Genomic DNA, 14,856 nt, shown 5'->3' on the forward strand with positions numbered 1-14,856 from the left:
GCTGCAATAGTGCTCAGGAGGTGAATTGTATGTTTCAGATTTTAGTAGTAGAAGATGACAAAGAGTTACGTGACCTTTTCTGTACCGTTCTTGCAGAGAATGGCTACACCGCAATCCCGGCATCCAACGGCTTGAATGCATTTGACATTCTTGAGAAGAACTATGTGGATTTGATTATTTCAGATGTCATGATGCCTGTTATGGATGGGTTTGAAATGACAAGGACGATTCGTGAAGCAAAATATACGACTCCTGTGCTTATTATATCGGCAAGAGAAGATGCGCCCGATAAGCAGGAAGGATTTCAGGCCGGTATCGACGACTATATGGTTAAGCCGATCGATGTCAATGAAATGATTTGGAGGGTAGAAGCATTACTCCGCCGCTCGCAGATTGTAAGCCAGCGTAAAACGCACCTCGGCGCTACAGAATTTGACTATGATGCACTGACTGTCAGAACTCCCGAATCAGAGACGGAGCTGCCCCAAAAAGAATTTTTACTTCTTTTTAAGCTCGTGGCTTCCCCCAACCGTATCTTTACCAGAAGGCAGCTGATGGAAGAAATCTGGGGGCCTGACTCCAAGACGGACTCCCATACGCTTGATGTGCATATCAGCCGTCTGAGGGAAAAGTTTAAGACGAATCCCGACTTTGACATTTTGACAGTCCGGGGGCTTGGCTATAAGGTGGTGAAAAAGCAACATGAATAAACACTCATTTAAGGTCTCCGCCATGTTCTCCATTTTAGTTTTCATCATCCTGTTTATAACAATCGCTCTGATGGGATTTTTTACGATGATACTGCTGAACTTGGGAATTATCCATAATCCGCGGCTGGAAGTGATTTTCATTTTATCCGGTGTAGTAAGCATTCTGGCCGGTACTTTTTTCTCACGGGTTTTAGGTAAACGCCCTTTAAGTATTATCCTCGAGATTAATGAGGCCACAAAAGAAGTTGTAAAGGGTAACTTTGAGGTTCAACTAAATGAAGACATTCAGGTCACAGAGCTGCGCTCCATGGCCCACAACTTTAATGTCATGGTAAAAGAGTTGGAAAATACGGAAATCTTCCGGAAAGATTTTATAGAAAATGTATCCCATGAATTTAAGACACCGCTTTCGGCTATCGAGGGGTATGTGACGCTCTTGCAGAAAAGGTCTTTACCGGAAGAGCGGCGCGCTGAATATACGGAGAGAATTCTTTTAAATACCAGACGGCTTTCTACCCTGACGGGCAATATTTTGCTGCTCGCCCGGCTGGAGAATCAGGAAATTGCGGTGAAAAAGGAAACCTATTCTCTCGATGAACAGCTCCGTGAGGCAATTCTGCTTTTTGAATCCCAGTGGACGGACAAGGAACTGGAGCTGGATATCGATCTTTGCGCTGTCGATTACAGCGGCAATAAAGAACTGCTCATGCAAGTCTGGCAGAATATTTTAGAAAATGCCATCAAATTCGTACCACGCCAAGGTGAAATACATATTATTTTAAAGGATGAACACTCCAATGTGACAGTGTCTATTATGGATAACGGCATCGGTATGGATGAAGATGCGAAGAAAAGAATTTATGAAAAATTTTATCAGGCGGACTCCTCCCGCACAAATGCCGGAAACGGTTTGGGATTGACACTGGCGAAACGGATTGTGGATTTGCATAACGGCACGATAGAAGTTTCCAGCAAAATAGGAAAGGGCACTGCCTTTACCGTCACGCTTCCGCTTGCCGATTGCAGTGCCCCTTCTTCTTTTATTCAACCCTGAGTGCTGTCACCGGGTCATTCTTCGCCGCCTTGCTGGAAGGAATCAATCCTCCGATTATCGTCAGCAGTACACTGAGAAGAATCAGTATCACTGCAGACGGTACCGGCAGAACCGCGCTGATAGATGTTGTGTCAGCCAAATGATGAATCAATGCATTTCCCGGTATCAACAGCAGAAGCGTCAACACGATACCGATAATGCCCGCGCACAAACCGATGATAAATGTTTCTGCATTAAATATCTGGGAGACATTTCCTTTTGATGCCCCGATGGCGCGGAGGATTCCAATTTCTTTTTTCCGTTCCAACACGCTGATGTAAGTGATGACCCCAATCATAATAGACGAAACTACAAGTGAGATTGCCACGAAAGCAATCAGCACATAACTGATAATATCAATGATATTGGTCACCGATGACATCATAGTTCCGACGATATCCGTATAAGAAATCACCTGTTCCTCTTTTCCCTCTTCCTCCATACGGGCGTTATAATCGTCCAAGATGTCAACCACTTTTTCTTTACTTTCGAAATTCAGTGGATAAATGCTGATTCCGGTCGGCTGCTCAAAGTCCACATAGCCCAGCTTTTCCAGATTCCCTTCATAGGTTGCTCCTTTTGTAGACATAAGCGACATCAGAAGTTCTGTCATTTCCTCCTGATCCATGTTCATTTGGAATGCATTCGCAAAGGCAGTTTCATCAATTTTCATCGCCCCACCTAGAGCGTTCTCAAGCTGCCCGGCTATCTGATTCATGACTTTCTGGAGGGCGCCTTGCATATTGCCGCTGATTTGGCTGACCATCTGCTGCATCAAAGAAGAAACCTGACGCTCCAAGGTCTGTGATACAGCTTCCGTAAGACTGCCCATGGTTTTCTGCATATACTCCTGAATAACAGCCGAAATCTGACGTTCCAGACTGTCTGTATCGACCATGCTGTAAATCCCGTCGGACAATTGTTTCCGCCCCTCATCTGTATTCAGATATTCCATAAAATATTGCGCCAGCATAGCCGGTTCCGGAAGTCCGTTGTCTTTTGCATACTGGGGGTAGCCGGCCGCAATTTCCCCGGCCAGTTTCTCTATCTGCTCTTGAGAAACCGTTATATTCGAATTGTTCTGAAAAATCTCGTTTCCCCAGCGGATAAGAATCTCCTGTGCCTGTGCTGTCTGCAGATATTCAATCAGATACTGGTCGAACTTGTCTGCATCTGTATAGCCCTTCTCCGCTGCATACTGCTGATAGCCGGCCATGAGTTCCTTGACCATTGCCTGAAGCTGTTCCGTTGAAACCGTGATGCCGCCGTTTTCCTGAATGATGTCCCGTATATTATCTGACAAGATTTTCTGCACTTGCGGGGAGGCGAGATAGCCGGCTATTGCATCCCCAAGCTTCGTATAATCAGCCTGCGGATTCCCTGCGGTATACTTCTGATAGCCCTCCAGAAGACCGCTTACCATCTGCTCCAGTCCTTCTCTTGAAACTGTGAGATTCAGGCCGGACAGCAGCGTCTCCAAACTAAGTCCATCCATCTCCGGCAAATCCATGTTCAAATCTCCCATTTGGAGCATGCTGGATAAATCCAGAGAATTTCCGTCCAGCTGAAAAGCCCCGGAGAGATCCATAGAATCTGGCAATCCGCCGGAAAGAGCGCTCCCATCAAACTGAAAGGCCTTCTGAATCGCCTCTGTATCTACAGAAAACAGAGATTCCATATTCAAAGCATTCTGATTGTCTCTTTTATCGAAAGGCTCGTTGGTAAATACATTGACATCTGGCTGTTCCAGCTGTTGTTTTACGATTGTGCTGTTACCCGCCTGCTCTGCCGCATGCCGTGTCAGGGATACCGGATAGCCGATACCTGTTTTTAAGGCCGCAGCATTGGCGTCTTCTGACGGCTGTACTACCCCTACTACCTTTAAGTCTTCTCCGTTTGCCACCAGCTTCTTCATATAGTTTTCATTGTCCGTCTTGTCCGTCCAAACTTGATGCTGTCCGTCATATTCATAATAGTCTGTACTGTTCACTACCTTGAACGTGATTCCAAGTATATCTTCATAGTCATAATTTCCCATGTCTGAGGGCGTCTTTATGGCTTCCTCTTTGGCGAACTGCTGAATCATTTCATCCAGCTCCATAGCGTCTCTCAATCCGAGGCTGTAGAGCATGAAATCACTGATTCCGCCGCTTCCGCTCAGTACTACCACACATTCATTATAATTACTGGGCCAGCGTCCGGCTTTCACGTCATACTGACTGTCATATAAAGCGTCATTTTCCGGCATCTCATAGAACACATCCGTACTCATCATGGAGGACATCATGCTGTTTGAGCCTGCCGAAGAGCCCAGACCCAGCGAATCGAAGGACTTGTCGGGATTGACTTGACGAATCTTATCTCCATCCTGACGGTAAATCTGCGGTACGCCATTGTAGGAATATTCGATTGCTTTTGTATACTTATCCATCCCGCTGTCACCGCTGTCCAAGTACTGCTTCAAGGATTTCAGGTCATTGGAATTCATGGTGGAAAACATATCCGTCACCATCTGTACAACATGGATATCTCCCGAATCCTCTTTGCTTTTCCCGGGCCCACCATTGCCGACCATCAGCGAGGAAATATCAAATCCGGTACTCTGAATCTGCAGCGGATACTCGGAAAGTGTCTCCTCCTCCACAGACTGGATATAAGTATTTGCCCCCGTAGAAAGGGATAAAATCAAGGCGATTCCTATAATTCCGATAGAACCTGCAAAGGAGGTCAAAAGTGTCCTTGCCTTTTTCGTCCGAAGATTATTAAAACTCAGTGACAGTGCCGTCAGAAATGACATGGACGATTTTCCCATGTTCTTATGGACGGCCTCGTCAAGGCTTCCTTCCTCTATCTGAAAGGGGTTGGTATCAGACTGGATCACTCCGTCTTTCAGCCTTACGATGCGGTTGGCATATTGGTCTGCCAGCTCCGGGTTGTGGGTGACCATCACAACAAGCCGGTCTTTGGCCACTTCTTTTAAAAGCTCCATGACTTGTAAGCTGGTCTCACTGTCCAGAGCGCCTGTCGGCTCATCCGCCAGCACGATATCTGGATTATTCACCAGCGCTCTGGCAATCGCCACCCGCTGCATCTGTCCGCCCGACATCTGGCTGGGCTTTTTATGGAACTGTTCCCCCAGTCCCACCTGTTCTAAAGCTTCTTTGGCCCGTTTTCTGCGTTCTGCCTTGCTGATTCCCGAAATCGTCAGTGCAAGTTCCACATTTGCCAATATATTCTGGTGGGGAATCAGGTTATAGCTTTGAAATACAAACCCAATCGTATGGTTCCGGTAGGAATCCCAGTCCCGGTCTTTATATTTCTTCGTAGAAATTCCGTTGATAACCAAATCACCGCTGTCATAGCGGTCCAGTCCACCAATGATATTCAGAAGCGTTGTCTTTCCGGAACCACTGGGACCCAGAATTGCGACGAATTCATTATCTCTTAAATTCAGACTCACCTGATTAAGGGCCGTCTGAATCAAATCTCCCGTCTTATACTGTTTGCTAATTTCTTTTATTTGAAGCATATAGGTTTCCTTTCCTTGCTGGATGTTTCTGTATTCTTAACAAGAATACTTTCATATTCTCAACTGAACCTCAACTTTTAGGGGAGATTCCGTTTTTTATAAAAATTTAATGATGCAGGGATGTGGATAAGTTCATTTATTTACTCAACCGCTTTATCTAGGAAAATTTCTCCGTCCAAATGCTCTAACTCATGGCAAAAGCACTTAGCCATTTCGTCTTCAACAGTCATTATGACCTCTGCACCATCTTCATTCAGTGCTTGGACAGTGACTTTTTGAGGACGGATTGTTTTGACAAAACGATTCGGAAAACTAAGGCATCCTTCTATACATTCTTGAACACCACTGCATTCGATTATTTGTGGATTGACTAATTTGAGGACATAGTCGTAATAGTCTATCACAACTAACCGTTTTAAAATTCCCACCTGATTTGCCGCCAAAGCAGCGCCATTTTCAGTATTGTGAAGTGTGTCCATCATATCATCTAAAATCTGCCTGATTTTATCATCTATACAAGGTACTTTTTTACACTTTAAACGTAAAATTTTGTCGTCGTTATATCGAATATTCCTTATTGCCATTGGTATCCCTCCTGCTTCTGTCTGCACGTGACTTTCTAGGACTTTCTTCAAATAAAAATACTTCTTCGATAGGGCACTCAAATACTTGGGAAATATCATACGCGAGCCAGATCGAGGGTTCAAATTTTTCTGTTTCAATAGCGTTAATCGCCTGTCTGGAAGTTCCTACCATTTCGCCCAACTGCTCTTGAGTCAGCCCTTTTTGTTCTCTCAATTCCTTGATTCTATTTTTCACTTAATAATCTCCTTTGTGTCATGTTAACATTACTTGCAGTATAGCCACATTTGAGTGTAATGTCAACCTTACAGAGGAATATTTTATGGTATATATAAAACAGCCCCTTTTCCATGAGATTAGGGGCTGTTTCATTTGCTGTAAAATAGTTCTTATAAGGCTGTCGATTATACGGCATTAATATCCACTTGCAGCTTCTTCGCTAAGTGCATGATATCTTTTGACACGCCGGTATCGGTGATAATTTTATGGACTTGCCCAATAGGACATACCGTAAATAAATTGCTGCTCCCGAATTTGGTACTGTCTGCTATGACATATGTCTTACGGGCGCTCCGTATAATGGCTCTTTTCGTCTCCATCTGCGGCGTACCGATTGAAGTGAGCCCCACTTCCAGATTAATACCATTAACACCGACAAACGCTTTATCTACGTTAAAAGACTGCAGTGCGCTGATGGCAAAGCTGTCAAGGGTAGATGGGGGAGTGCCGATTGCCTGTCCTCCGATAACGAAAAGATCTACATGTTTTGCCAGAGATAATTCTGCCGCGGCATACAGAGAATTGGTGACAACAATGAGATGCTTATCAGAATGCTCCTTGATATAGCGGGCCAGATAGCATCCAGTGGTAGAATCATCAATAATAATAGAATCCCTGTGCTCAATACAGTCATAAGCCTTCTGGGCAATACGCTGTTTGGCGGCGCTGTTTAAAAAGAATTCGCCGGGCACGAAGGATACGGTAAGCCCATCTTCTTTGGGGACTGCGCCCCCATATGTTTTTTTTAGTACACCCTGCTCGTCCAGTTTTCTGATATCTGTACGGATAGTAACTTCCGAGCAGCCTAAAAGTCTGCTGATTTCAGATACTTTTACGATTCCGTCTCTCTGCAATGTTTCTATGATTTTCTCCAGACGTTCGCTCTGCTTCATATAGGTACCCTCTTTCAAACGAAAATATATATAGATTCATTATATAATGTTTGAAAGAAAAAGTACATAAAAATCTTGTTAGTAAAAATCCACAAAATATTCGATTGAAGAATGATGTATATTATAGCTATCGATTGAAAGTACAGGAGGTATAAAGGATTTATGAATGAAAATGAGTACAGACCGGTGCTTGCCATAACAATAGGTGATCCCTCAGGAATTGGACCGGAAATCATCTTGAAAGCACTGAATGAAGAGGAGATTTATGAGACATGCCGTCCACTGGTAATTGGTAGTGAAAAAGTATTAAGACGCGCGGCTGCCGTCATCGGCGCTTCTGAAATGAAGTTTCACACGATTGAAGAGCCGGAAGATGGGAAATATGAGTTTGGACAGGTAGATGTATTAGAAACCGCCGACTATGATATCACCGGGCTTCAATGGGGAAAGGAACAAGCGCTGGCCGGGCAGATTGCCATTGATGCTATTGAGAAATCAATTGAACTCGGAATGGCTCGAAAAATTGATGCAGTCACCACGGCACCTATCAACAAAGTTGCAATCAAGATGGTGGGCACAAAGCAGGAAGGGCATACTGAGATTTACAGGGATCTGACCGGCGCGCCATTTGTCCTGACTATGTTCGATTGTTTTAAGATGCGGGTCTTTCATCTAAGCAGACATATGTCTCTTAGCAATGCAATCAAATATGTAACAAAGGAACACGTCTTCAACGATATTGTCCGTATCAATCAAGAACTAGAAAAGGCCGGAGTTCCTAAACCGCAGATTGCAGTCGCCGGACTTAATCCTCACTGTGGAGAGGGGGGATTATTTGGCTCAGAAGAAATTGACGAGATAATCCCGGCAATTGAAAAGGCGCAAAAGCTGGGAATTAATGCGGTAGGGCCTGTATCGCCGGATACAATCTTTGCAAGAGGAAAAGCAGGTGAATTCGATGCTATCCTTGCACTTTACCATGATCAAGGACATATTCCGTGCAAGACTTTAGATTTGGAGGAATCTGTTTCTATTACGTTAGGACTTCCATTCCTCCGCGGTTCCGTGGATCATGGAACTGCCTTTGACAAAGCCGGAAAAGGCATCGCAACCAACAAGAGTATGGTAGCTGCTATTCATTCTACAGTGAAATATGCAAAAGCCATGCATGATTCAACGAAGTAAGAGGTGATGATATGGCAGTAATAGGTGTAGTAACAGATGATTTCACCGGAACCGCCAGCGCCGGTATGCTGATGGCCAAGGCACATGTTGAAACCGGCCTTTTCTCTGATGACGCTCAGATGAAGGAATTCAAAGAACTTAATCAATTGGAAGCTGTCTATGTCAGTACAAACAGCAGACATCTTCCGCCGCCGGAGGCATATCGGGTTGTATCTGATACGACTAGAACATTGGGCACTATGGGAGTAACCTACTTCTCCAAAAAGATTGACACCACTCTTCGAGGAGGAATCGGATATGAGATTGACGCAATGCTGGACTACCTTGGACAAGACGCCATCGCGGTCATGGTAACGGCAATGCCGCAGTCGAAACGAATCTGTGTGGGAGGATATTCCATTATTGACAGTGTGATTTTGAATGAAACACCTGTCGCCAGAGATGTAAAAACACCGGTAAAAGATTGTTATGTGCCGGAATTGATTGAGGCGCAGAGCAGACGTAAGGTGGACTGGATTTCAATAAGGGATGTGAAGAAAGGAAAGTCCCATTTGATGGAATGCCTGAGACAGAGCCGGTGCAGCGGCAGTGGTATTATTATCGTTGACGCTGTCAGCATGGAGCATGTACAGGTGATTGCAGAAGCATGTGCGGCGCTTCAGTGGCAGAATTTACTGGCTGTAGATCCAGGACCGTTTACTATGAAGCTGGCAGCCGTGAGGGGGATTGCGGATGAGACACCTGATCCGCAGACAAAAGAAGAAAACATTTCCTGTGATAAAACCACCCTCATGGTAGTCGGGAGCGCCAATCCACAGACCGGACTGCAGCTTCGTAAACTTTGTGAAGATGACGCGCAGAATATTCAGCTGAGTGCCGACCCAAAAGCTTTGGCAGGCGGTGGAGAGTCAAAAGACAGGGAAGTAGATAGGGTGGTAACGGAGTTTAGTATTTTGATGAAACAGCCACTGCCCCCAAAGTGTATTATTATTGAGACTGCATTTCACGGTTCACTCGTGGATCTTCAGGAAGAAGACCGGAGAAACGGGTATGAGAGCGGGAGGAGTTCTGACCTGATCAATCAAGGTCTGGCGGCTATAACTGAAAAAGTTTTGGAGAAATACAGCCAAAAGTTAACAGGACTCATGCTTACCGGCGGCGACACGATGGAATGTGTGGCTAGGAAAATAGGTGTAAGCTGCATCAAGGCTGTGGACAATATTGTCGCGCAGGTTGATGTGGGAAGAATCCTCGGTAAATATGAAGGGATGCCGATTGTCGTAAAAGGCGGTTTCTGTGGCTACGACACAATCGGTATAGATATTGTAAAACGTCTGCAGAAAGAAGCTGCAAAATAAAACAAATCAGGAAGGAGCTTTATTATGATACTTAATTTTTTAAAGAAAATCCCGGCGGGTATGATGGTAGTACCTCTATTATTAGGCAGTATTATTACAACGATTTTCCCGAATATCTGGGAGATTGGCGGACTCACGGCAGCTGTATTTTCCAGTGTGGGGACGAATACACTGCTTGGGGCACAGCTGTTCTGCATGGGAACGGCACTTCAAGTCAAAGATATGCCGGCTGTGCTAAAGCGTGGCGGAGTCCTTCTTATTGCGAAATTTGCAATCGGCGCAGGACTCGGAATATTAGTCGGAAAACTCTTCGGGGACGCCGGATTTTTTGGTCTCTCTACGCTGGCTATAGTCAGTGCGGTCACTAACTCCAACGGCAGTGTTTACCTGACATTGATGGGCAATTACGGCGACCGGGCTGATGCAGGATGTTTCCCGCTGCTGGCGCTCAATGACGGACCATTTTTTACACTGGTGGCACTTGGCGCGTCGGGTCTTGCCAATATTCCGTTCATGTCCCTGCTGGCAGCCATTATACCGGTAGCGCTGGGCATGCTTATCGGTAATCTTGACCACGGCATGAGAGATATTTTTGCTCCTATGGGAACGGCGATTATACCATTGATTGGCTTCGCCCTCGGTACAGGAATCAATCTGATGAATATTGTAAAGGGCGGTGCATCCGGAATCATTCTCGGTCTCATCACCGTATTTATCGGCGGTATCTTCATTGTTCTCTGTGACCGTTTTATATCCCGGCGGCCGGGGTATGCTGGATGGGCTGTCGCTACCACCGCGGGGAATGCAGTTGCGGTTCCGGCAGCAGTAGCGCTGGTAGATCCAAGTCTGGAAGCGGTTGCTGCAACTGCAACTGTTCAGGTCGCCGCGTCGGTAGTGGTAAGCTGTATTCTTGTACCGATTATCACGAGCTGGTGGGCCAAAAAATATGGATGTCCCCAGATGCCTTTAGAGGGTCAGGAATTCAAGTAAAATTATAGTACATATAAGAGTTGTTAAAGAGAGGACTGGTAAGGCTGCGGCATTACCAGTCCTTCTTTAGAATTTCTTTCGTTTTTTATTCTGCCGCATTTAAGATATTGCAGTTATATTAGTCTTATTAAGTTCCGGAGGTCTATCAGAAAGCGGCAGAATGTAGTATAATCTCTACGAAGACTATCAATCAGGCATAGTGCCGGCATATAGAAATAATGAGAGGGAGATATAGAAAGATGGAAATGAATCATGTATTAGTTGTAGAAGATGACAAGGAAATTCGGGAAGGTGTTGAGATATATCTGAGAAGTCAGGGATATGAAGTATTTCAGGCGGCAGACGGTGTGGAAGGGCTGGAAATTATTAATAAGGAAGAAATCCATCTTGCCATAGTAGATATCATGATGCCTCGGATGGATGGAATCGCCATGACCATTAAGCTGCGGGAAAAGTATGATTTTCCGGTAATCATGCTGTCGGCAAAGTCAGAAGAAGTGGATAAAATTATGGGACTGAACATTGGGGCGGACGACTATGTCACGAAACCATTTACACCGATGGAGCTTCTTGCGAGAGTGAATTCCCAGCTTCGCAGGTATAGAAAATTTGCAGAGCGTTTGGAGCAGAAGGAAGTCAAATCAAACATACATGTAATCGGCGGCTTGGAGCTGAATGAGGATACAGTGGAAGTGACGGTGGACGGGGAGCCGGTAAAGCTGACGCCGACAGAGTATAAAATATTGCTTCTACTGATAAAAAGCCCGGGACGTGTATTTTCAGCAGAGGAGATCTATGAGAGAGTATGGAACGAATATGCTATCTCTACAGATACAATTATGGTTCATATCAGAAACATCCGGGAGAAGATTGAAATCAACCCGAAAGAACCAAAATATTTGAAGGTGGTGTGGGGCGTTGGATACAAGATTGAAAAACAGGCATAAATTAGCAGTATTTTTAATAGTTTTGCTCATAATAATACCGGCCTCCGTGATAACGGGGGAATACGGTAAATTTTATTCTGAGACGGTAAAAGAGAAAGAAGTAACCGGAACGGACTACCGCAGTTCGGAGCAGTTCCTAACCCTTTTTATTGATAGTAATTATGTTCTGTTCAACCGCGGGAGCGGGCAGGATGAAGCGGCATTGGAGAAGACCTTCAGTAATGTTTGGAAAGCGTTTGACAGCATTTATCCCTATATGGATTATCAGGTGATGGATGAGAATAAGAAGATTCTTCAAAAAAGTATTTCCGGGTCAACGGAAGAGATGTCCATTGAGCAGATGGAAGATTATGAATTAGGTTTTATTATCAGCTATGATGCCCAAGGCACGCCGCAGGTGGAGGTTGTCACAGATGATGACAATGGAACACAAAACATCGTGTTGAAGCGGCTTGCAAATAATCCCCAAATAGAAGAAACTCATGGACAGGAAGAAGTTTCAGGGGAGGAGCTTGTACTGGAAACACCAAAAAACAGGACATTTATGTATGGAATTACAGAGGATAACCTTCTGAAGTTTATGGAGGAAGGGGATTATATTTACTATTATAACAGTGATAATGCACTTCCCTTGATGTCGGCGGAGATTATGGTACTTGTATTGATAGTGGGGGCGGGTGCCCTTCTGCTTCCGCAGTGGAAATCACTCAACACCGGACGGGAAAAAATCTTTCAGATGTCTTTTGAGATACCCGCAGTGTTATGTCTGTTCCTATCTTCATTCCTTGCGGAGAATATGCATTGGCTGGTCACGCGAGAGGGCGGGAACTCAACAGTTCTGGATTTTTGGATTTGGACAGTTTTCTTTGCGATAATATACTGGCTGGCAGGTTCTCTGCGCTGGGCGGGAGAATATGGATTCAAAAGATACGCAAAAGAGCGTCTGTGGACGTATAAACTTTGGCACGGCTTTAAGAGAATCTTTCCAAACATCAAAAATTGGAGCGGAAAACAGTTAAACCGTTTATACCATACTTTGGATGATATAAATTTAGACGATAAAAATAATAGAATCATTTTTAAAATAGTTCTTATAAATTTTGTCATATTAGTTATATTTTGTACGTTTGGGTACTATGGGACGCTGGGATTGCTTATATATTCTGCCATTCTATTCTATGTACTTCGCAAGTATTTTAATGATTTGAAAAATAAATACCGTCTTTTGTTAAATGCTACCAACGAAATTGCAGAGGGAAATCTTGATGTCCAGATAGAGGGGGAATTAGGAGTATTCAGTCCCTTCAGAACGGAGATAGAGAAGATTCAGTCCGGCTTCAAAAAAGCAGTGGATCAGGAAGTAAAAAGTCAGAAGATGAAAACAGAATTGATAACCAATGTGTCCCATGATTTAAAAACACCGCTGACCGCTATCATCACTTATGTCAATCTTTTGAAAGAAGAAAAAGATGAGGAGAGACGGAAAGATTATGTGGATGTGTTGGAGCGCAAGTCCCTGCGGCTGAAGGCGTTGATAGAAGACTTGTTCGAAATCAGCAAGGCCAGCAGTCAAAATGTGACGTTGGACTTGATGAGTGTTGACATTATCAATCTGTTCAAACAAGTAAAATTAGAACTGGACGATAAAATAAAAGAGGCGGATCTTGATTTTAGAATGACTTTGCCGGAGGAAAAAATTATTTTGACGCTGGACAGCCAGAAGACATACCGCATTTTTGAAAACCTGCTCGTCAATATTACAAAATATGCGCTGCCCCATACGAGGGTCTACATTGAGATGATGACAGAAGGGCAGGATGTTGTGATCCGTATGAAAAATATCTCGGCTGCAGAATTGAATTTTAATCCGGAAGAAATTACAGAGCGGTTCGTGCGGGGAGACGTTTCTCGAAATACGGAAGGCTCAGGGCTTGGGCTGGCTATAGCCAAAAGTTTTGTGGAGCTGCAGAGAGGCACGCTTAAGATAGAGACAGAAGCAGACCTCTATAAAGTGGAGATTAGATTTAAAAGGATAGAGATTCAAAACGAATAGTAAAAAGAAGCTTCCCTATATGGGAGGCTTCTTTCACGTTCATTCGATAAACCCTTCCGTGGTCTCACGGCGGATGAGGATTGGAGTTATCATTTTATGAATCGGCTCATTCAAAGGTACCGGTTTTCTTTTTTTACGCTCGTTCATCTGTTCTACGAGCAGGCCGACTGCTTCATAAGCCAGTTTTTCAATCTGCTGTCCTATTGTACTGATGGGGATGACTGCCTCCTCGGAAACAGGAGAATTATCAAAACCTATAATAAGATAATCATCCGGCAGGGTTCCGTATCTGCGGAACAAAAGATTGAGCAGTACGTTGGCATAGGTGTCGCTTGAGACGAAGATACCTTTTTTCTGATTTGGATAGTCCTTTTCTATCTCGCTGAGGATCCGCAGCATCTGTCTTTGACTGATTTCATGTGTGCTGCCTAATTCTTCGATGATTACCCGGTGGGGAAAGTGATGTTCCTCACAGAAATCTTGAAATCCTTTGATACGTCCGTAAGCGGGGCGCTCCTCAGGCGTGGGAGTATTTATGTGTATAAGGACATCACATTTATGTCTGGCCAGAAGGCTTGTGGCCTGAACAGCCCCCATATAGTTGTCGGTGTTGACACTGCAGACACGGCGGTCTTCACGCTCAATAGCAACAATAGGTATCTGGAGCCCCGCCAATTCTTCGGATGGAATCGTGTGGCTTAGGATAATCATGCCTTCTATCTGATAACTAAGCAATTCCTGAATGTAGCGGCGTTCACTTTCCTCGTTCCCATTACTGATAAAGACAAGGAATTTGTAACCGAAGGTCTCGTAGGTCGAGAGTATCTGATCCAGCATATCGGAGTAATATCTGAGGTAGAGATTGGGCACGATAATACCTATGAATTCTGTTTTGCCGCTTGCTAAGATACGCGCTACTTTATTTTCTTTGTAGTCGAGTTTTACAAGCGCATCGGAGATAATCTGCTGGTTTTCTAAGGTCAAAGAATCTGGATTGTTAAAATATCTGGAGATGGTTGTCTTAGAAAAATTTGTATATTTTGCAATATCGTCAAATGTAACTTTTTTTTTCGGAGTCATTGGATCACGCTGCTTTCTTTATAATGATTTCATGTAGTATTCTTATGTACAAGTATAACAAAATTCAAATATATGGGCAATAAGTAATCGGTTAAGTAACCGGTTTTGTGACATGTTTACAAATTTTGACCGTACCACTCGTATATAATTGCTGAAA

General features: G+C 44.2%; 12 protein-coding genes. 7 read left to right on the forward strand and 5 right to left on the reverse strand.

What is annotated here, in order from left to right:
* The first annotated feature begins 29 nt into the window (after positions 1-29).
* Together BN6465_RS01815 and BN6465_RS01820 are read left to right on the forward strand one after the other, a co-directional pair.
* Positions 30-710: a response regulator transcription factor gene (locus BN6465_RS01815; RefSeq protein WP_066731151.1), complete on the forward strand. Its 681-nt coding sequence runs from the start codon at positions 30-32 to the stop codon at positions 708-710.
* Positions 703-1,764 carry a HAMP domain-containing sensor histidine kinase gene (locus BN6465_RS01820; RefSeq protein WP_066731153.1) on the forward strand — a complete coding sequence of 354 codons (1,062 nt, stop codon included), beginning with the start codon at positions 703-705 and terminating at the stop codon, positions 1,762-1,764. The genes BN6465_RS01815 and BN6465_RS01820 overlap by 8 nt, the downstream gene beginning before the upstream one ends.
* Here the strand turns inward: BN6465_RS01820 and BN6465_RS01825 are convergent.
* The 4 genes from BN6465_RS01825 to BN6465_RS01845 form a co-directional block, all read right to left on the reverse strand.
* Positions 1,751-5,332: an ABC transporter ATP-binding protein/permease gene (locus tag BN6465_RS01825; RefSeq protein WP_066731154.1), complete on the reverse strand. Its 3,582-nt coding sequence runs from the start codon at positions 5,330-5,332 to the stop codon at positions 1,751-1,753. The two genes, BN6465_RS01820 and BN6465_RS01825, sit on opposite strands and share 14 nt — an antisense overlap.
* 140 nt (positions 5,333-5,472) lie before the next feature.
* Complete coding sequence (gene def, locus BN6465_RS01830) at positions 5,473-5,916, reverse strand: peptide deformylase (RefSeq protein ID WP_066731156.1); 444 nt, start codon at positions 5,914-5,916, stop codon at positions 5,473-5,475.
* A complete protein-coding gene (locus BN6465_RS01835) occupies positions 5,891-6,151 on the reverse strand; it encodes a helix-turn-helix transcriptional regulator (RefSeq protein WP_066731157.1) in 261 nt (86 codons plus the stop codon). The genes def and BN6465_RS01835 overlap by 26 nt, the downstream gene beginning before the upstream one ends.
* A 167-nt stretch (positions 6,152-6,318) precedes the next feature.
* On the reverse strand, positions 6,319-7,086 hold the full coding sequence (locus BN6465_RS01845; RefSeq protein ID WP_066731161.1) for a DeoR/GlpR family DNA-binding transcription regulator: 768 nt from the start codon (positions 7,084-7,086) through the stop codon (positions 6,319-6,321).
* A 162-nt stretch (positions 7,087-7,248) separates the two neighbouring features.
* Between BN6465_RS01845 and pdxA the strand changes: the two genes are divergently transcribed.
* From pdxA to BN6465_RS01870, 5 genes are all read left to right on the forward strand, one after another.
* Positions 7,249-8,271, forward strand: coding sequence for a 4-hydroxythreonine-4-phosphate dehydrogenase PdxA (gene pdxA / locus BN6465_RS01850; RefSeq protein WP_066731162.1), 1,023 nt, complete (start codon positions 7,249-7,251; stop codon positions 8,269-8,271).
* A gap of 11 nt (positions 8,272-8,282) precedes the next feature.
* On the forward strand, positions 8,283-9,629 hold the full coding sequence (locus tag BN6465_RS01855; RefSeq protein WP_066731164.1) for a four-carbon acid sugar kinase family protein: 1,347 nt from the start codon (positions 8,283-8,285) through the stop codon (positions 9,627-9,629).
* A gap of 24 nt (positions 9,630-9,653) precedes the next feature.
* Positions 9,654-10,619, forward strand: a complete 966-nt coding sequence (locus tag BN6465_RS01860; protein ID WP_066731166.1) for a 2-keto-3-deoxygluconate permease — start codon at positions 9,654-9,656, stop codon at positions 10,617-10,619.
* A gap of 239 nt (positions 10,620-10,858) precedes the next feature.
* Positions 10,859-11,566, forward strand: a complete 708-nt coding sequence (locus BN6465_RS01865; RefSeq protein WP_066731167.1) for a response regulator transcription factor — start codon at positions 10,859-10,861, stop codon at positions 11,564-11,566.
* A complete protein-coding gene (locus BN6465_RS01870) occupies positions 11,538-13,619 on the forward strand; it encodes a sensor histidine kinase (RefSeq protein ID WP_066731169.1) in 2,082 nt (693 codons plus the stop codon). Before BN6465_RS01865 ends, BN6465_RS01870 begins: the two co-directional genes overlap by 29 nt.
* A gap of 39 nt (positions 13,620-13,658) precedes the next feature.
* Here BN6465_RS01870 and BN6465_RS01875 read toward each other — a convergent pair whose 3' ends face one another.
* On the reverse strand, positions 13,659-14,699 hold the full coding sequence (locus tag BN6465_RS01875) for a LacI family DNA-binding transcriptional regulator (RefSeq protein WP_066731171.1): 1,041 nt from the start codon (positions 14,697-14,699) through the stop codon (positions 13,659-13,661).
* Positions 14,700-14,856 lie beyond the last annotated feature (157 nt).

This window comes from Bariatricus massiliensis (assembly GCF_900086725.1).
Classification (GTDB): Bacteria; Bacillota; Clostridia; order Lachnospirales; family Lachnospiraceae; genus Allocoprococcus; species Allocoprococcus massiliensis.